Consider the following 18,582-nt stretch of genomic DNA (forward strand, 5'->3'; position numbering starts at 1 on the left):
CGGCTGCCCGCAGCCCAGCTAGTCCCTCCGGCACAGCACGGAAGCCTACTCTGTCGCAGGGAACTCGCCCGCCGAGCGCGCGGGGCCTGGCTCGACGCCGACGGCAAAGAATGCCACAGTGCCTTATGGCCGATAACTCTGTGACCACCCCCACCGACACCGGACGCCGACCGGCTCTCACGCTCTCGGGCATGCTTCTCGGTGTCGGAGTGCTGCATTTCGTCGCACCGAAGCCGTTCGACTCGATCGTTCCGCCTGCACTGCCGGGACCGGCACGCAATTACACCTACGCTTCGGGCGTCGCCGAGATCGGCGTGGCGGCCGCGCTCGCGATCCCCCGCACGCGCAGCCTCGGTGGCCGCTTGGCCGTACTGCTGTTCCTCGCGGTCTTCCCCGCGAATGTGCAGATGACCTACGACGTGGTGCGCAACGAGAAGGCGTCCACCGCGTTCAAGATCGGGACCGTGCTGCGCTTGCCGCTCCAGATTCCGATGATCACCCAGGCGCGGAAGGTGAGTCGCCTGGCGCGGCGCGGCTGATCAACTCGGCGAGTTCCTCCGGTCCTGCCAGCTCGGACGGCGCGATGGTGCGTCCGGTACGGACGTAATGGAAAGCGGCGCCGACCCTTTCGAGCATCTGCTGCTCGGTGCCGCCCTCCCGCGCCGCCATCAGCCGCGCCCAAGCCACCCGGTAGACCGCCAGCTGCGTGGCGACCGCGGGTTCCTCGGCCTCGCTCGGCTCCGCGCCGGTCTTCCAGTCGACCACAATCCAGCCCGGTGGCTGTCCTGTGACGCGCTCGGTGAAGACCGCGTCGATCCGGCCACGGATCACGGTGCCCGCGAGCGTGGTCTCGAACGGCACCTCCACCTCGATCGGGCTGCGGTCGGCCCACGGTGAGTTCAAGAACGCCTCCTGCATGGCGACCAGCTGCGCGTCCACCCCGGCCTCCTCGGGACCGTCGGCCGCGCCTGGCAAGTCGTCGAGGCCGAGCAGTCGGGTGGTCGCGAACCAGCGCTGCACCCAGGCGTGGAACGCGGTTCCCCTGCGGGCCAGCGGATTCGGCGGATACGGCAGGGGTCGCCGCAGGCGAGCGGCCAGCTTCGACGGGTCGGCCCGCATCTCGACCAGGGCGGTAGCCGCGATCTGACCGGGCAGTTCGACCTCGTGCGTGCTCGTGCGATCGGCCTGGAATTCGGCGAGCAGCGCGTCGACGTCGGCGGCCCAACCCTCGGGGTCGTCCGGATCGACGGCGGATTCGAAAGGTGGTGCGGCGGGGCCGATATCGTCCGGCGGAAGGTCGTAGTCCGGATCATTCGGTGGTTCGGGAAGATCGCCGAAATTCAGATCCGCGTAGTAATCATTGTCGCTCGCGCCAGCCTCGCCTGAATCAGCACGGTTCGAGGCAGCATCTGTCGAACCAATGTCACCCGGGTCCGCGGAGGCGGGGTCGCGGGGTAGCGCCACCTCGGTATCCGCCGCGTGGGTGCGTTCCGGCCCTCGTGTCGAGGTGCCCCGACCATCAACGGAGCGCGCCATTACTGGTTCACCGCCCACGTCCTGGCCGGTGTGCGCGTCCGTCCCGCGCTCATCAGCCGAATCGAGCGGTCCCGCAGTGTATCCCGAATCCGCCATCTGTCCCGGTTTCGCTATCGCATGATGCTCCGCAGATCCTTCGACTACCGCTGCCGCATCGACTGGTTCGTCACCGTTGTCGACCGGCAGGCGAAAGTCGTCGGCAGAGACGAAGTCGTCCTGGTCCGGCGGGAAGACGTCGATGGGTCCCGAATCGGCGGCGTCCCCGTGATCACCTCGCGCAGCGACGCTGGTCGACCTCGGCGCGTGCGATGTACGGCGCGTGGTCGTTTCGCTCGATGATCCCGACCGCGGCGCGGCGCGCAGGTCGGCCAGCGCCTCCCGGACCAGTGCGGCGCCCTGCTCGATGACCGCGCGCCGCGAGCCGAGTGGGTCACGCGGCCATGGTGCCGAGGCCGGGCTGTCGGTGAACGGGTTGACCGCGTCGGCGGCGGGTGGGTCCGCCCAACGGTCGATCACCATGGTCGCGTAGGCGGGGTGTTCGAGGGACTCGGCGGCCTTCTTCAGCTCCAGCAGAAAATCCGAGGGCCCCTTCGGTGAGGTCCCGGTCTCGGCCCAGTGGTGGGCCGAAACCAGCAGCACGCGTTCGGTTCTGGTGAGGGCGACATAGAAGAGGCGCCGCTCCTCGTCGATCCTGCGATGCTCCAACGCCTCCTTGTGCGCCTTGATCGCGCGGTCGAGATCACTGCGATCGTAGAGTTCGGCGAGGTCGAGGATCGGGACACCGTCGACGGCGTCGTCCTGCCTGCGGTCACCACGCAAGCCGGTCGGCAGTTCGGCCAGCGCGCCGAGCCAGGTGCCCGAGGCGCTGGCGGACGGGAACACCCCGCGTGACACGTGGGCGACGGCGACGACCTCCCATTCCAGGCCCTTCGCCGCGTGCACCGTCAGCACCTGCACCCGGTCCTTGGCGACCTCCACTTCGCCCGGCTGCAAACCGTTTTCGACCGACTCGGCGGCGGTGAAGAAGGCGAGCAGACCGTTGAGCGAGGCACCGGTGTCGGCCGCGTACCCGGAGACGACCTCCGCGAACGCGTCCAGGTGTTCGCGACCGGCTCCGGTGCCGAGCATCGCGCGCCGCGCCTGAGCCTCCACACCCACCCCGATCGTGCGCTCCACGTCGGCGACCAACTCCGCGAGAGGCTGGCCGCTGCGCTCACGCAGGGCGGCGAGTTCGCGCCCCACCGCGACGATCCGTTCGAAGCCGGACGGTGAATACTGTTCGCGTGCACCGGGATCCGCGATCGCGTCGGCAAGCCCGGCTCGCTCGGCGGGCTCCGGGGCCACCTCCCGCAATGCCTCGGCCAGAGTGCCGCCGTCGGTAATGTCCTGCGCGCCTTCGGTCGTGAAGCGCCGGATGGACAATTCGCGCGCCCTGCGCGACAACGCGGCGAGATCGGTGACACCGAGGCGCCAGCGCGCCCCGGTGAGCACGCGCATCGCCGCGCTGCCGGCACCCGGCTCGGCGATCAGTCGCAAGGTGGCCACCACATCGGCGACCTCCGGTGTCGCCAGCAATCCGCCGAGGCCCACGATCTCCACCGGAAGCCCCTGTGCGCGTAGGGCTTCGGCGACCGGTGCGGCGTCGGCGTTGCGGCGGATCAGCACCGCAGAGGTGGGGGGTGGCGCGTCCGCCGCGCGGGTGGCCGCCCATTCCGCGGCGATCCGCTCGGCGATCCACTCCCGCTCCTCGGCCACGGTCTCGGTGAGTGCCGCCGCCACCACACCGGGGGTGGCCTGAGGTTTGGCCCGCAGCGCGTCGACGGTGACGCCGCCGCCGTCGATCGCGGCCTGGCGCAGCGGTTGCGCGACGAGGTTGGCAAGGGCAAGCGCCTCCGGCGGGTTGCGCCAACTCGTCAGCAACGGCAGCGTTGGCGCGGGAACATCGGGTGCGCAAGGGAAGTCGGTGGCGAATCGCGGCAAGTTCGCCGCGGAGGCACCACGCCAGCCGTAGATCGACTGCATGGGGTCGCCCACCGCGGTGACCGCGAGGCGTGGCCGGTCGGCATCGGGTCCTGGTTCAGCGCTGACCGGGCGATCGTGGCGATGCGCGCCGGCGAATCCGGAACTCCCGGCACCCTCCACCGCATGACCGCGCGCTTGTGTCCGCACAGGCAGGTGCTTCGTGCCGCCGAAAAGCGCTGCCAACAACACCCGCTGGGCGTGCCCGGTGTCCTGATACTCATCGAGCAGCACCACACCGAACCGCTCGCGTTCGGCGATCCCCACCTCGGGATGGTCGGCGGCCAGCCGTGCGGCCAACGACATCTGCGCACCGAAGTCGAGTGCACCGCGTCGGCGCAGCGCATCGGCGAGCCTGCGCACCAATGGCAGCAACGCCACCCGCTCCTGTTGTACCTGAACCACATTCAGCAATACCTGACTCGGCCCGCCGCGCTGTCTCGGCCCCGCGGGCAGGGTATGCACCAGCTTCGCCAACTCGGTGTGCGCCTGCGCCAGCTGCTCGGGTTCCACCAGATGTTCGGCCAACTGACCGGACAACGCCAGCACCGCCTCGGTCACCGAGACCGGATTGCGTTCGGTGTCCAGGTCGCCATCCCAGCCACGCACCACCTGATGCGCCAGCTGCCACAGCTGGGTTTCGGTGAGCAAGGTCGCGGCGGGCTCCACCGGAAGCAGCAACCCGTGCTGGCCGAGCAGCCGGCCCGCGTACGAGTGATAGGTGCTGATCTCCGGTTCCGCTCCGGACAGCTGCGTGCGCATCGCACCGGTCGGATCGAGCTCACGCAGCAGTGGCGAACCCGCCAGCCGCGCGAGCCGAGTACGGATCCGAGAGGTCAACTGCTGCGCGGCTTTTCGGGTGAAGGTCAGACCCAACACCGCATCGGGAAGCACCAGCCGATTCGCCACCATCCACACCACGCGCGCGGCCATCGTCTCGGTCTTCCCCGCGCCCGCGCCCGCCACGACCAAGGTCGGGCCGGGCGGGGCGGCGATCACCGCGGCCTGCTCGTCGGTGGGGGTCGGCAGGCCCAACGCCTCGGCCAACCGCCTCGGCGTCACCCTCGCATCGGCATCACCGGTCATTCGTCGGTCACCTGCCGCCCGGTGTCCTGAACCGGGCAACTGCCCGCGACCGGGCAATGGCGACACCCGTCGTTGCGTGTCGCCACGTATTCCGGGCCCTGCGTCGCGGCCGCCGCGTCGTGGATGGTGTCGCGCCATTGCCGCACCGACTCGTCATCCAGGGCAGGCTGCATGCGTTGCGTCGCACCGTCTTTGGTACTCGGCTTGGCTACATAGACCAGACGCGCGCCGCCGGGAGCGCCAAATTCCTCCGGCTCCCGCGCGGATTCCGGATCGAGTGCGCCCGCCGCGGCGGCCACCTGGTAGGTCGCCAATTGCGCATGGTCGACCGCCGCCTGCTTGGAGACCGGCGTCTTTCCGGTCTTCACGTCGATGATCACGAACCGGCCGAGCGCGTCGCGCTCCAAACGGTCGACCCGACCTCGAATCCGTACGGGTCGTTCGTCTTCGGTGCGCGCGGGCAGCACGCAGTCGATCGGCACCTCGACACCGGACTGGGTCAGCTCGCCACGACTGCGCCGCACCCAGTCCAGGAAGGTCGCCAACATCGCCTCGGTGCGCCGCAACTCCTGTCGCGAATGCCACCCGTCCTCCGGCTCGACAGCGGCCCACGCCCGCGTGAGCGCCGCCCGCACCTGTTGCTCGGGGACATTGCCCGCCAACGCCTGCACCAACGTATGTACCAGATTGCCCTGCACGGCATTACGGTTGTCACCGTCGGTGCCACCGTGTCGTTCCAGCGCCCACCGCAGCGGGCAGGTACGCAGCAACTCCACCGTCGACGGTGACAGACCCACCGCGCTCTGATCGGCCTCCCACAACGGCCGTGACGAACTCAATTCCGCTGTGCCATACCAGCTGTCAGGATGTGTTCCCGGCACACCCGCGTCCGCGAGTCGAGCCAGTTGGTGCGCTGCCCGACCGCGGCGCGCGGGATCCGCCTCGATGTCACAGACCACCCCGCGCAACTCGGCCACCAGCGCGTGCAGCGCCAACGCGCGGCCGGGATCGACGATCGGGAGCGCACCCGGCTCGACCGCCTCGTCGTGACCGAGCAATTCGGCGAGAAAGCGGGAAGGGACAAGATCGCGTTCCCCCGACACCGACTCCACCGCCGTCACCAACAACGACCGACGCGCACGACTACAGGCGACCAGCAGCAACCTACGTTCCTCCGCCAGAATCGGAGCCGCACGACTGACCCGCTCGCCCGCGTCCGCGATTCCCGCCACCACATCGACCAGGTCTTCGGTGCGCAGTAATGTGCCGCGCGAGCGCGGGTTCGGCCAGATGCCCTCCTGCACCGCCGCTACCGCCACCACGTCCCATTCGCGGCCGGCGGCCGCGTGCGCGCTCAGCAACGCGACCCCGCCACCGTCGACCGTGCGCGCCGACGAATCGAACGGAATCTGTTGCTGTGTCAGGTATTCGACAAAACCCTGCACGCTCGCCTTCGGCAGCCGGTCCACATACGTCGCGGCCGCATCGAACAGGCCGACCGCGGCATCCAGATCGCGGTCGGCCTGCATGCCGATCGCGCCGCCCCGCTCGGACTGCGCGACCCAGCGCCGTTGCAGCCGCGCCCCGGTCCACAGGGCCCACAGCACGTCCTCCAGACCCGCACCCCTGCGTCGAGCCTTGCGCGCCCGGTCGAGCGCGTCCAGCACCCGGCGCAGCGCAGCGGCCTCGACATCGGTCAGCCGCGCCAGCACAGCCGGATCACCCACGCCGATGATCAAGTCACGCAAGGTCTCGGCGGACGGTTGATCGACAGTGGGTTCGTCGACGCCTCCTTCGGAAGATGTCGCCGCTGGCTCGTCCTGCCCCCACGGCACCGAGCCCGTCGAGTCCGACGCGGACTTCTCGGAATCGCCTTCCCGGCCGGACGGCACCGGCGGGTCGGACGCAGACACCGCACCGGGTTCGGAGTCCGATGTCGTCGACGTGGACTGTGCTCCCTCGGATCGGGAGGTTGCCGCGTCGGGTGCGGAAGAATCGCGGAATTCGCCAAATGAATTTGCTTGTTCCGCAGCGCTTCCCGAGGCTGCGTCCTGGTCGAGCCGACCTCGCAGCACAGCGAGCGAGTCCGAGGGGGCGTCCTCGGCGGCGGCCTTGGGACCGGTCGACGCGACATCCCCCGCATCGGGTTCGTCCCACTCCGGTTCCCACACATCCGATTCCGCGATCAGTTCGTCGTCGCGCGCATCGGCGTCCGTGTCGAGGCCGTACCAATCGGCGTCCGCGGCGTCGCGATCGAATCTGGTCGCGCGCTGAAAACGGCCGCGGTCCCCGGCGAACGAACCGTCGGTGCGGCTTACCGAATCACCCGCGTCGAAGGCGCCCTCGGATACTGAGTCCGACTGCGATTCAAGATCTTCCCCGTGACCCAGCGGTTGACCCATGCCGTCGCCGAACGACTCTTGCCCTTCCTGCCTCGGCCCGACGATGACGTTCGGCCGAAAAGTCTCTCCCGCGCTGTCGGGGTCACGCGGCACGGTGTCAGGAGCCGATGCGCGTTCTCGGTCGATCGGTTCCCGCGGGTCGTCGGCGCGTTCGCTGGAGATCGCGTCGGTATCGTCTTCGGACTCAACAGTTCTCGCACCGGCATCCGCCGGCACACCGACTCGATTCCCCCGCTGCGCTTGCAGCACGCTGCGCCGCACACCCCGACGCAGCCGACGCAGACCGATCTGATCGGCACCGCCCAACGGACCCGACAACAGGTCCAAGGCGTCGTCGGCGGTGAACAGCTCCGCCCGCCCCGCATGCTCACCGGCCAGAATCGCGCGCAACGACAACAACATCCACGCGGCGCCGCGTCGTCGCGCCAGCGGCGTGTCCAGCGCGGGTTGTTGCACCGGCACACCCGCCGCGAGCAGCGCACGACGCAGCGGAGCCAGCGACAACGGCACCGAGCGGACGATCACCGCCATCCGCGACCACGCCACCCCCTCGGTCAGGTGCGCGCGCCGCAGGTGATCGGCGATCAACGCCGCCTCCTTCGCCGGCGTGGCCAACACTCGGACCAGCACCTCGGCACTCGAGGTGGCGTCGTCGCGCTCGACCGATTCGGTCGCGAACCGCTGTGGCGCGCTACCCGGCAGGCGTGCCACAACCCGGGAGACGGCCGTACCCACCGCGGCGCCACTGCGATGGTTGTCGCGCAACACGATTCGTTGCCCCTCCGGCGCGCCGGGATCGGCGGCGAAACCGGGATCCGCGCCACGGAAGGTGAAAATCCCCTGATCCGGGTCACCGGCGATCACGGTGGTGTGCGCGCCACGACCGATCGCACGCACCAACATCGCGGCCTGCGGGTCCAGGTGCTGAGCGTCATCGACCAACAGATATCCGATCCGCGCACGTTCGGCCGCGAGCAGAGCAGGATCGGCGGCCAACGCGTCCAAAGCAGCCCCGACGAGTTCGGCCGCATCGAGCGCGGGCGCCGTCGCCTCGGGGGCTTCCACGCCCACCGCCCACCGCAGCAGCATCGTCTGCTCATACCTGGTCGCGAAGCGACCCGCCGCCACCCACTCGGGCATGGATTGCTCGCGGCCGAGCCGGATGAGATCCTCGGGCCCGATGCCACGTTCGGTGGCGCGCAACATCAGATCACGCAGTTGTTCGGCGAAGCCACCGACATCGAGGGCGGGCCATAGCCGCTGCGGCCACAATCCGTGCGCGCCGGCATCGATGTCAATGCGATCGCCGCGCAACATCTCCCGCAGCGTCGCGTCTTGTTCGGCGCCGGTGAGCAGTCGCGGCGGCGGATTGCCGTGCACGCTCGCCTGCCTGCGCAGGACGGCGAAGGCATAGGAGTGCACGGTGCGCGCCAACGGATCCCTGGTAGCGCCGGGGACCGCACCGGCCATCCGCACGGTGACCGCATCGCGCACGGCGAGCGCCGCCTGCTTCGAATGGGTCAACAGCAGGACCGATTCGGTGTCGGCGCCCTCGGCGATTCGTTCGGCGGCGAGGTCCACCAACAACGAGGTCTTGCCGGTGCCTGGCCCACCGAGCACCTGCCACGGTCGCCACCCCTGGTGCGCCGACCCCGCCCCCGAGGCGGCGGCGAACAGCGCGCGAACGTCGGCTCCCCAGGTCCTCGGCCCGGGTGCCGTCACGCTCCGGCGAACTAGCCGCACCGCGCTATCGGATCGCACCACGTGGGCTATTGCAACAGACACGACCGACACGCCCACAACGGCATCGTCGGACCCACCGGCACTCGCCCCGACCGGACCCGGCGTGCGACCCGACTACACCCGCGAGAAAATAGGCCCGTGTCCGCTCTCCATGTATATCGCTACGGTCCGACAACCGGACCGCTGGTGCTTGCCCTGCACGGCCTCACCGGGCACGGCAAACGCTGGGAGAACCTGGCGAACCAGCACCTGCCCGAAGCCCGCGTCCTCGCGCCCGACCTGCGTGGACACGGACACTCCACCGGTTTGCCGCCGTGGAACTTCGAGACCGTCGTCGAGGACCTGCGCGCACTGTTGGTGGCCGAAACCGACCAGCCCGTGGTCGTCGTCGCCCACTCCTTCGGCGGCGCGTGCGCGCTGCATCTGCTGCACACCTATCCACAGCTGGCCCGGCGCCTGATCCTGCTGGATTCGGCGATCGCACTGGAACCGGAGCGGCTCGACGACATCGCGCTCGCCAGCCTCGCCGCCCCGGATTACGACAGTGTGGCGCGGGCACGCGAGGAAAAGCTCGCCACCGGATGGGGCGACGTCGCACCGGAACTGATCGAAGCCGAACTCGCCGAACACCTGACGACTACCGCGAACGGCCGCGTCGGCTGGCGCATCAGCCTGCCCGCGATCAATTCCTACTGGGGCCAGCTGGCCAGGCGGTTCGTGCTCCCCCCACCCGAACTGCGCACCGACCTCGTGCAGGCGATGAAGGTGATTCCGCCGTTCGTCACCCCCGAATTCCGTGCCGCGCTCACCGCGCACCTCGGCGACAAGCTGACCGTGCACGAGTGGGACTGCGACCACATGGTGGCCCAGGCACTGCCCGAACGCACCGCCGAATTGATCCGTTCGGTGCTCTGATGCCCACCTCCGACGCCGAGATCGAGCGGGTGCGGGCACTGGTTGCTTCGATCCCGCCCGGCCGCGTCTGTACCTACGGCGACATCGCCGACGCCGCCGGATTGTCCACACCACGCACCGTCGGCTGGATCATGCGCACCGACGCCGCCGACCTACCGTGGCACCGGGTGATCGGGGCCGGTGGCAAACCCGCGAGCCACCTGGCCCAACGACAGCTGCGCCTGCTCGCCGCCGAAGGCTGCCCGGTTCGGGATGGGCGCGTCGACCTGCGCGCCAGCCGATTTCCGTTCCCGGATCGCCCGGACCGGTAAAGACTCCCGATTCGGGCGAATGCCCGCTACCTTGGAGGAATGTCCACCCGCCTGGCATGTGTCGTCATCGATGCCGAGCGGCCCCGAACGGTCGCGGACTTCTGGGCCGCCCTACTCGGCTGGGTCGTGACCGTCGAACGCGCCGACGAGGTCGATGTCGCGGGGCCCGATCCCGATGGCAGCGATCTGGCGCTGCTGTTCGTCTCCGCGAGCCACCCGAAGCGCGGCAAGAACCGACTGCACCTCGACCTGGCCAGTCGTTCGATCGACCATCAGCGCATGCAGGTCGACCGCGCACTCGTCCTCGGTGCCAGCCGCGTCGACATCGGACAGGGCCCGACACCGTGGGTGGTGCTCGCCGACCCCGAAGGCAACGAGTTCTGCGTACTCGAACCGCGCGAGGAGTACGTCGACACCGGCGCCGTCGCGGCCATCGTGATGGACACCAACGATCCCGCACGCCTCGCCGAATTCTGGTCCACCGCCTCCGGGTGGCCGGTGCTGCGCGACGACGAACGCGTCGCGGGCTTGCGTGCGGCGACCGGGCTCGGCTGCTGGCTGGAGTTCGTGCACTCCGCGCAGGTGAAATCCGAGCGCAATCGGCTCCGGCTCGACGTCACCTCGTTCGAGGATATGGACACCGAGTTGTCGCGGTTGCGTGCGGCCGGCGCCACCACCCTCGTCACCGACGACCCGGATTTCGGTGTGGTGCGACGGCATCGGCTGGCCGACCCGGAAACCAACGAATTCTGCCTGCTGCACCCGACCCGCGATCACTCCGCCGCCGTGTGAAACCAGGTGAGCCGAGCTCGCCGCAGGACCGCGACGCGCGCGGTGATTAGCATGTCCGCCATGTCGAAACCCACCCAAGGACGTCGCGAATGACCGGCGCCGACGCGATCGTGCTCGCGGGTGGACGCGCCAGCAGGATGAGCGGCGCCGACAAACCCGCGATCGTGGTGGGCGTGCGTTCGATGCTCGACACCGCGGTGGACGCGGTCGCCGGATGCGCGCGGGTGGTTGTGGTGGGACCGCCGCGGCCCGAGCTCGACCCGACGATCGTGCAGGTGCGCGAGGAGCCGCCCGGCTCGGGGCCGGTCACGGCGATCGACACCGGGTTGCGCGCACTCGGTCCTGGCGAGGAATTGGTGGTGGTACTCGCGGCGGATCTGCCGTTCCTCGCCGCGGCAACGGTGCGCGCCCTGATCCGGCATGCCACCGAAACCGGCGCCGACGCGGTGTTCGCCGCCGACGCGTCGGGCCGCACCCAGTTTCTGGTCGGGGTGTGGCGGCGCACCGCGTTGCGCACCGCACTCGACTCGCTGACGTCGCCGGTCGACCAGGCGATGAAGGCGATCGTTCCGAGCGGCGCCGCGACCATCACGCTGCCCGGCGTCGAGGATTGCGACACCGACACCCACGTGCGACAGGCTCGAACCGCAGCCACCGTCGACGGGCCAGCGTTGACACTGGAGCACGCACGAAACCTCCTGCGCGTCAGTCTGACTCGCCTTCCCGAACACCGGGGCCGGTTACGCGAGGTCCCCGGAGCCGCACTGGCATCCCCGCTCATCGCCGCGGCACCACTGCCGCGTTTCGACGTCTCCGCGATGGACGGCTACGCGGTGGCGGGCACGGGGCCGTGGCGGCTGCGCGCGGACATCGGCTTCGCGGGCGGCGAACGTGCTGGCGCACTGATCGAGGGCGCGGCAGTGCGTATCGCGACCGGCGCGCAAGTCCCGCAAGGCAGCACCTCGGTATTGCGTGACGAGTTCGGCGTCGTCGACGAACAGCTGTTACGGCGAATTCCGAACACGCCTGTGCGCGAGGATATTCGCCGACAAGGCGAGGACATGTGCCCCGGCGACCGACTAGCCCCGCGCGGCACCCCCGTTGGTGCCGCGCTCGTGTCTGCCGCTGCCGCCGTCGAGGTTTCCGACGCGGTGGTGCGCGGCCCTGTCCGTGCGCGCATTGTCGTGACCGGCGATGAGGTTCGTGCCACCGGACCGTTGTCGGGCGGTCAGATTCGCGATTCGATCGGCCCGGTGTTGCCAACCATATTGTCCTGGTACGGAATTCACACGATCGATCAGGTCAGCGTGGGCGACACCGCCGACGGGTTCGATGAAATACTTTCAGCCACACAGGAATACGACCTTCTCGTGGTTGTCGGCGCGACCGGAAGCGGCGCCGCGGACCAATTGCGCGCCGGGGTCACCCGCGCACGGGCGCGGGTCCTGATTCCCCGCCTACTGATGCGCCCGGGCGGATCCACGATTGTCGCCGAACTCGACTCCGGCACAACAATTCTCGGCCTTCCCGGGAACCCCTTCGCCGCCGTTGCCACGCTTATGGCGCTGACCCCCGCCCTGGTCGAAGGCCGCACCGGTGCCGCTGCCGCGCTACCGCTGCGCGGGCCGCTGCGCAATGGTGGCCAAATCAGCGGCCCCGTTACCCGCGTCGTCGCCGCACGCAACGCGTTCGACGGCGGCTGGTTCGGTGACCGACACACCCGCACCGCTCACCTCGGTGGTCTGCTCGACCACGACGGCCTGGTGATCGTCCCCGCGAACGCCACCGACGACACCGCGGTCGAATTCCTCCCCCTGCGCGGCTGAACGCCACCGCCGATCCGGAATGACGGAAAACCGGTAGCGCGCCGGGACCGCCCGCAGAAGAATCGCGACGATGGAACGTACCTTCGATGATCTGATCGCCGAAGCCGCCGCCGCTTCCGTCGACGGCTGGGGTTTCGACTGGTTGTCCGGCCGCGCCACCGAACAGCGTCCGTCCTGGGGATACCAGCGGCTCATGCTCCGACGGCTGACGAAAGTGTCGGCGGCGCTGGATATTCAAACCGGTGGCGGAGAAGTACTCGCGGACGCGACCAGCTTTCCCTCGGTGATGGTGGCGACCGAAGCCTGGCCGCCGAACGTCGCGAAAGCCACGCAACTGTTGGCTCCGCGTGGGGTCGCCGTGGTCGTACACCCACCCAGGCCGCCATTGCCGTTCGGCGACAACGCGTTCAACTTGGTCACCAGCCGCCATCCGGTGACGGTGTGGTGGGCGGAAATCGCCAGGGTACTGCGACCCGGCGGCAGTTATTTCGCCCAACATGTCGGTGCCGCCAGCGTTTTCGAGCTCATCGAGTATTTTCTCGGGCCGCTGCCCGAGGAGAATTACCGCCGCCGTCACCCTGCGCTCGACCGGGAAGCCGCACAGGCCGCCGGTCTGGAAATCACCGACCTTCAGGATGAGCGCCTGCGTATGGAATTCGGTGACATCGGCGCGGTGGTGTATTTCTTACGGAAGGTCCCCTGGTTGGTGCCCGACTTCACGGTTGACCGGTATCGCGATCGCCTGCGAGCGCTGCACGACCAGATCGTGACTAATGGCCCATTCGTCGCCCATTCGACCCGATTTCTCATCGAAGCGCGCAAGAACTGACCACAGTTTCAGTGCATCTACCTGCGAAAATAGTGTGCGCGGCCGGTGGGATGGCTTTTTCTACTTTTTCTTCCCCAACCGATGTGCGGTGGCTATCGTGAGTGTCGTTAGGCGAATATCAATCCCCCGGAAAGGACCGAGTGGAGATGGCTGAAAAGTCTAAGAAAGCGCCTAAGAAAGCGCCGAAGCAGATGTCTCGGCAGCAGCAGCAACAGCGCCAGGAGCAGGCCTCGCCCCGTGCAGGCGAGAACCCCGAAGGTCGGCGGGCGCCGAACCAGCGCCAGTCGGAGCAGTCCGATCGGCGCAATGACGAGCGCCGCCGCTAGGCGTCAATTCTCCAAGCCTTGATCCGTGTGCCGTCGAACCCGCGAAGGGATCGACGGCACACGGTCGTCTTACCCGAATCCTTGCTCGCGCAGAAAACCGTTGACGCATAACGCCTGCATCAACATCTCCGGCTTGGACACACTCACCCCTCGAAGATCTCCTCCGCCACAGCCACCACAACGGCCTTGGCCATCCACTCCTCCAGCCGCCGCTCATCAACGCACCCGAGCACCCGCTCCCGCACGTCATCCGAGACAACAACGCCCCGCAACTCCAAGACCTGCACAACACCCTCAGCGCGCCCCTCAGCGCGCCCCTCCGCGCGCAGCCGCTGCGAGGTCTCCGAACGGAAGTACTCCAACGGAACAGACATCAGTTGCCTCCAAGTCTCGCCGGCCGGGGCTTGGACACACTCACCCCTCGAAGATCTCCTCCGCCACAGCCACCACAACGGCCTTGGCCATCCACTCCTCCAGCCGCCGCTCATCAACGCACCCGAGCACCCGCTCCCGCACGTCATCCGAGACAACAACGCCCCGCAACTCCAAGACCTGCACAACGCCCTCAGCAGCACGCTCAGCGCGACCTTCAGCGCGCCCCTCAGCGCGTCCCTCGACGCGCCCCTCCGCGCGCAGCCGCTGCGAGGTCTCCGAACGGAAGTACTCCAACGGAACAGACATCAGTTGCCTCCAAGTCTCGCCGGCCGGGTATCTTCCCAGACCGAGTTCGGTGAGTTCGATCAGCAGTTCGCGATCGGCCTTGTCGATCCCGAGCAACGCCTCGGCCAGTGCTTTCAGTATGGCATCAATACGGGGATCTTTGACATGGGTGATCGCGGAAAGCGCTGCCAGCGGGACGTCGTTGGCCGCATCGACCACGTCGGTCACCACGGGGACGTTATCTGGGCCCAGGACCAGCGGACGCACGGTCAGACAGGGCCATTGCGACATGCCGATGTGTAATGGACCGGCCGCCCACGCTGCCGTGGACTCCTCGTTGCACACCACCAGCAACACGGCGGGCAGGTCGTACTTCTCTTGCAGATGAGCAAGGTAGTAGGCCCAGGCACCTGGCTTGAGGGCGTCGGGTTTTCCCTGCGCCTCCACCAGCAACAGAAAGACCTCGCTGGCCGTGGCGATCCGCAGCAACGTGTCCACGCGACGTTCCGTCGGCCTGGTCTCGGTGAGGTCGGTCGGTAGCAAGACCACTTTCTAGTGGATCGCCGAACTGTAGGCCGAGGTCTCGGAAGGCACGCGCGAACATGCCTGGGTTGTGCTGGAAGATCCGGTGCATCGCCTCGTGTTGGGAACCGACCATGCCGCCAAGGTACACAGTGAGAGCTGTTGCGCATAAATGGTTTTCGGAGCGTTGGGCGCGTCACCCTACTGGGCGTTTCGTCTTTTTACCCGAAATGCCCGGTTTGGACGGTGTGTTGCTCGGAGAGTTCACCTGATGTTCGGATATGGCTTGCTGTTGGTGGTCGACCAGTGGGGTCGGGGGGACCATGATCGTGCGTTATGCCGTCGAATCCGCTGAATCCCCCTGGCGATGTTCCCGATACCGGGATCCCTGCCGCGCTTGCCGCCGAGCTGACGATGGCGCAGCAGCACGAGTGGCATCGCGGATATCTTCGCCGCCACCCGGTCTCGCGGCGCAATATCCTGCGCGGTGCCGCCGCCGCGGCGGCCGTTGCCGCCGTAGGGGTTTCGCCGTTCGGTCGACGCGCTTACGCGGACGGGACCCAGCTCGCGGTCGGCGGGCGGCACGTCAGCTACGGCGCCGACGCCACCAGTCAGCTGCGATTCGCGGCGCAGTTGTCCAGGCAGCCCAGCGGCACCCAGGTGTTCCTCGACCACGGGCCGACGCCCGCGCTCGGTGCGAGCACACCCGCCGAGATACGCAACCTGCTCACACAGCTGCCGCAGTCCGACGGCGGTGTGCTCGCCGCCGAACAGTTCTATGTGCACGCGAATGTCGACGGCCTGCCGGGTCGGATCCCGCATTACTACCGCTGGCGCACCTCCGACGGTTTCACCGGTGACATCCGCGCCGCCAGCACCGCGATGCCCTCCAGCCGCGCCGCGGTACTCCCGTTCCGCTTCACCATGATGGGTGACCAGGGCACCGACGAAACACCCACGGCACCAGCCGGTCTCGCACCCGGCGACTACGACGACCGGTATTACAAGCCGGACAACGACCCCACCGCACCACACGCCTCGAATGTGCTGCGCCAAATCGCCGCCTGCGCACCGGATTTCCACATCCTGGCCGGTGACATCGCCTACGCCGACCCCTCCGGCGCGGGAAAGCCCGCGCAATTCGTCCCACACGGTGGCGAGCCAGCGACCGGGTTCGACAAATTCAACCCGTATGTGTGGGACGTGTACTTCGGCGCGATCGAAGCCAGTGCCGCCCAAACACCGTGGATGTTCGCGACCGGCAATCACGACATGGAGGCCACCTACGGCGAACTCGGCTATGGTGGCCACCTCGCGCGCCTGGACCTGCCGGGCAACGGACCCACCGGATGCCCTTCGGCCTACTCGTTCACCTACGGCAATCTCGCGGTGCTCTCGCTCGACGCCAACGACGTGTCCTACGAGATCGGCGCCAACACCGGATACTCCGGTGGCACACAGACGAGTTGGGTGGAGCGGACCCTCGCGGCCTACCGCGCCGATCCGAACATCGACTTCCTCGTGTGCTTCTTCCACCACTGCGCGTATTCGACAACGGATTCGCACGCCAGCGACGGCGGTGTGCGCGACGCATGGACCGCATTGTTCGACCGGTACCAGGTGGACCTGGTCCTCCAGGGCCACAACCACGTATACGAACGCACCGACCCGATCCGAGCGGGCAGCCCCACCCGGATCGCCGGTGACAATTCGATCGTGTATCCCGACACCGATGGCACGGTGTATTACACGGTCGGCGGCGGTGGCCGTCCGCGTTATGGCTTTCAACCCGGCTCACCGGAAACCTTCCGAGGCAACGAGGTCGCCGACACCTCGGTCCCCAACAGCTACGTGTGGTCACCGAGCGGAGACAAGATCGATGAGGCCGCACCGTGGTCGCGGGTGCGGTTCCGCAATTACTCGTTCCTGCGGATCGACGTGCGCCCCGGAGTCTTCGCCAGCGAGATGGATGTGGTCGCCGTAGACGAATACGGCCGTGAATTCGACAAGGTCACCTACCGCAGGCGGGTGCTCGGCTAACGGTGCGCTCCGGGCGAAATCCGCTGGCCGACGGAGTTATTCACGAAACGTTCGCGCGATGGAATGGGTTATCGAGCCGGAACAGATGTCGTCCGGACTGTCGCGATGGCCGGGTCGAGCGCCGATCCCCTCGCGCCGAGCGCAGGGCAGCCCGTGGTCAGTCGGGTTGCGAACGTCGGCTCTTCGGCCACTTCCGTTTGGGTGACAACTCGCATACGTATCCCACCGCGTGCTCGACCCACTCGCGCAGCACGCTCGCCCGTGCCGCCCCCGCGGGGGTGACATACAGCCACCCGGACATTTCGCGCCCACCCATCAAAGCGGGTTCGACGAACTCCCGCTCGAGCAGCTGATCAACGGCATCGGAGCCGACCCGAACCAGGAGCCCACCCCGACCACTGACCGCGACCGCCATATTGCCATTGACCAGAAACGACAACCCGCCGAACATCTTTCGCTCCGACAAGGTGGCACGCGGCCCCTCGGTGGCTCTTTCGACCAATTCCCGAACGCGCTCGGCAAGCTCCTCGTCATAGGCCATGACCGAATTGTGGACCAGCCCACCGACAATGTCGTCGCTAAACGCCGAGCGCGGGCGCGAACAGTGCCCACGAATCGTGCAGGTCGTCCTGCCAGTAGGACCACGCGTGCGTCCCCTGCGGGCGTTGCACGGCGGTGACCGGGACGCCGAGCTGATGCAGACGATCGACGAATCCCGCCGTGCACCCGCCGATCACCGTTTCCATCCCGCCGCCGACGACCGCGCGATCGACCAGCCGCAGCGGGTTGCCGTCGATACCGGGGTCGTCGAGGTTCTCGTGGCGGCCCGGCGCCCCCGAGCCCGCCGAAACATAGAGCGCGGTGCCACGCAACCGCTCCGCGTGCAGCATCGGATCATTCGCGGCCCACGCCGGGTCGCCAGGCGGGCCCCACATGTTCGTTCCGTCCGCGCCGAACACCGCCAGCTGCGACCGCACGTAGGCTTCGGCGAGGGCGTCGCTGGTGCGCGGGCAACCGCTGTACGCGCCGACCGCCTGGTATCGACCGGGAGCGCCGATCGCGAGATTCAACGCCGAGGTAGCCGACATCGAGAGTCCCGCAACAGCATTGCGTCCGGTCATCCCGAACCGGGATTCCAACGCCGGAGGCAGTTCCTCGGTGAGGAAGGTGGCCCATTTGTTGCGACCGAGCGCGGGATCGTCGCGCTGCCAGTCGGTGTAATAGCTGGCGCGACCACCCATCGGCACGATCACGTTCACCGGCTTGTCGGCGAAGAATTGCGCCACATCGGTGCGTCGCGTCCACGGACCGCCGTCCTCACCGCCGTCGACGGCGTTGAGCAGATAGAGCGCGGGCGCGCCCGCACCGGGGTGCGACATCCACAGCGTGACCGGTCGGCCCATGGCCACCGAGTAGACGTCCACCTCTAGCTCGCGGCCGCCCAGCCCGCGCACATCCAGCACGCCCGCGGCGGGATCGGCCGCGGCCACGGGTAGACGCCCGAGCGCGGACGGAACAAGCGGGGCGCAGAGCGCGAGAACACAAACCAGGCATCGCAGGAGCCGGTACATGGCT

At 68.2% G+C, this 18,582-nt stretch carries 13 protein-coding genes; 7 read left to right on the top strand and 6 right to left on the bottom strand.

Annotation, left to right across the window (positions count from 1 at the left end; genetic code table 11):
* Window positions 1-125 precede the first annotated feature (125 nt).
* Window positions 126-539, top strand: a complete 414-nt coding sequence (locus tag ABEA50_RS00065) for a DoxX family protein (protein ID WP_345492860.1) — start codon at window positions 126-128, stop codon at window positions 537-539.
* Here ABEA50_RS00065 and ABEA50_RS00070 read toward each other — a convergent pair.
* Together ABEA50_RS00070 and ABEA50_RS00075 are read right to left on the bottom strand one after the other, a co-directional pair.
* Window positions 496-4,641: a UvrD-helicase domain-containing protein gene (locus ABEA50_RS00070; RefSeq protein ID WP_345492861.1), complete on the bottom strand. Its 4,146-nt coding sequence runs from the start codon at window positions 4,639-4,641 to the stop codon at window positions 496-498. The genes ABEA50_RS00065 and ABEA50_RS00070 overlap by 44 nt on opposite strands.
* Window positions 4,638-8,804 (bottom strand): PD-(D/E)XK nuclease family protein, encoded by a 4,167-nt coding sequence (locus ABEA50_RS00075; protein WP_425577553.1) that lies wholly within the window; start codon window positions 8,802-8,804, stop codon window positions 4,638-4,640. The genes ABEA50_RS00070 and ABEA50_RS00075 overlap by 4 nt, the downstream gene beginning before the upstream one ends.
* A 120-nt stretch (window positions 8,805-8,924) precedes the next feature.
* Between ABEA50_RS00075 and ABEA50_RS00080 the strand changes: the two genes are divergently transcribed.
* The 5 genes from ABEA50_RS00080 (at window position 8,925) to ABEA50_RS00100 (ending at window position 13,459) form a co-directional block, all read left to right on the top strand.
* Window positions 8,925-9,701 (top strand): alpha/beta fold hydrolase, encoded by a 777-nt coding sequence (locus tag ABEA50_RS00080; RefSeq protein WP_345492863.1) that lies wholly within the window; start codon window positions 8,925-8,927, stop codon window positions 9,699-9,701.
* On the top strand, window positions 9,701-10,012 hold the full coding sequence (locus tag ABEA50_RS00085; protein WP_345492865.1) for an MGMT family protein: 312 nt from the start codon (window positions 9,701-9,703) through the stop codon (window positions 10,010-10,012). Before ABEA50_RS00080 ends, ABEA50_RS00085 begins: the two co-directional genes overlap by 1 nt.
* Window positions 10,013-10,051: 39 nt before the next feature.
* Window positions 10,052-10,804 carry a VOC family protein gene (locus ABEA50_RS00090; protein ID WP_345492867.1) on the top strand — a complete coding sequence of 251 codons (753 nt, stop codon included), beginning with the start codon at window positions 10,052-10,054 and terminating at the stop codon, window positions 10,802-10,804.
* An 89-nt stretch (window positions 10,805-10,893) separates the two neighbouring features.
* Entirely contained in the window at window positions 10,894-12,630 is a 1,737-nt protein-coding gene (locus ABEA50_RS00095) for an NTP transferase domain-containing protein (RefSeq protein WP_345492868.1), read from the top strand.
* Window positions 12,631-12,700: 70 nt separating this feature from the next.
* A complete protein-coding gene (locus ABEA50_RS00100) occupies window positions 12,701-13,459 on the top strand; it encodes a class I SAM-dependent methyltransferase (protein WP_345492870.1) in 759 nt (252 codons plus the stop codon).
* 469 nt (window positions 13,460-13,928) lie between these two features.
* On the opposite strand, the gene ABEA50_RS00105 is transcribed toward ABEA50_RS00100, so the two are convergent.
* Window positions 13,929-14,159, bottom strand: a complete 231-nt coding sequence (locus ABEA50_RS00105) for a hypothetical protein (RefSeq protein WP_345492871.1) — start codon at window positions 14,157-14,159, stop codon at window positions 13,929-13,931.
* A gap of 40 nt (window positions 14,160-14,199) precedes the next feature.
* Window positions 14,200-14,943, bottom strand: a complete 744-nt coding sequence (locus ABEA50_RS00110; RefSeq protein ID WP_345492872.1) for an RpnC/YadD family protein — start codon at window positions 14,941-14,943, stop codon at window positions 14,200-14,202.
* Window positions 14,944-15,303: 360 nt separating this feature from the next.
* Between ABEA50_RS00110 and ABEA50_RS00115 the strand changes: the two genes are divergently transcribed.
* Entirely contained in the window at window positions 15,304-17,007 is a 1,704-nt protein-coding gene (locus ABEA50_RS00115) for a metallophosphoesterase (RefSeq protein WP_345492873.1), read from the top strand.
* A gap of 157 nt (window positions 17,008-17,164) precedes the next feature.
* Here ABEA50_RS00115 and ABEA50_RS00120 read toward each other — a convergent pair whose 3' ends face one another.
* Together ABEA50_RS00120 and ABEA50_RS00125 are read right to left on the bottom strand one after the other, a co-directional pair.
* Window positions 17,165-17,548, bottom strand: coding sequence for a TfoX/Sxy family protein (locus ABEA50_RS00120; protein ID WP_345492874.1), 384 nt, complete (start codon window positions 17,546-17,548; stop codon window positions 17,165-17,167).
* 37 nt (window positions 17,549-17,585) lie between these two features.
* Complete coding sequence (locus ABEA50_RS00125; protein WP_425577491.1) at window positions 17,586-18,578, bottom strand: alpha/beta hydrolase; 993 nt, start codon at window positions 18,576-18,578, stop codon at window positions 17,586-17,588.
* Between the last annotated feature and the right edge of the window lie 4 nt (window positions 18,579-18,582).

Origin of the sequence: Nocardia callitridis (genome assembly GCF_039543305.1) — a bacterium.
Classification (GTDB): Bacteria; Actinomycetota; Actinomycetes; order Mycobacteriales; family Mycobacteriaceae; genus Nocardia; species Nocardia callitridis.

Excerpts from the sequence above, each read along its gene's own strand:
- ABEA50_RS00125 (WP_425577491.1), bottom strand. The coding sequence starts at position 18,578 with ATGTACCGGCTCCTGCGATGCCTGGTTTGTGTTCTCGCGCTCTGCGCC.
- ABEA50_RS00105 (WP_345492871.1), bottom strand. The coding sequence starts at position 14,159 with ATGTCTGTTCCGTTGGAGTACTTCCGTTCGGAGACCTCGCAGCGGCTG.
- ABEA50_RS00065 (WP_345492860.1), top strand. The coding sequence starts at position 126 with ATGGCCGATAACTCTGTGACCACCCCCACCGACACCGGACGCCGACCG.
- ABEA50_RS00070 (WP_345492861.1), bottom strand. The coding sequence starts at position 4,641 with ATGACCGGTGATGCCGATGCGAGGGTGACGCCGAGGCGGTTGGCCGAG.
- ABEA50_RS00085 (WP_345492865.1), top strand. The coding sequence starts at position 9,701 with ATGCCCACCTCCGACGCCGAGATCGAGCGGGTGCGGGCACTGGTTGCT.
- ABEA50_RS00090 (WP_345492867.1), top strand. The coding sequence starts at position 10,052 with ATGTCCACCCGCCTGGCATGTGTCGTCATCGATGCCGAGCGGCCCCGA.
- ABEA50_RS00095 (WP_345492868.1), top strand. The coding sequence starts at position 10,894 with ATGACCGGCGCCGACGCGATCGTGCTCGCGGGTGGACGCGCCAGCAGG.
- ABEA50_RS00120 (WP_345492874.1), bottom strand. The coding sequence starts at position 17,548 with ATGGCCTATGACGAGGAGCTTGCCGAGCGCGTTCGGGAATTGGTCGAA.
- ABEA50_RS00115 (WP_345492873.1), top strand. The coding sequence starts at position 15,304 with ATGCCGTCGAATCCGCTGAATCCCCCTGGCGATGTTCCCGATACCGGG.
- ABEA50_RS00100 (WP_345492870.1), top strand. The coding sequence starts at position 12,701 with ATGGAACGTACCTTCGATGATCTGATCGCCGAAGCCGCCGCCGCTTCC.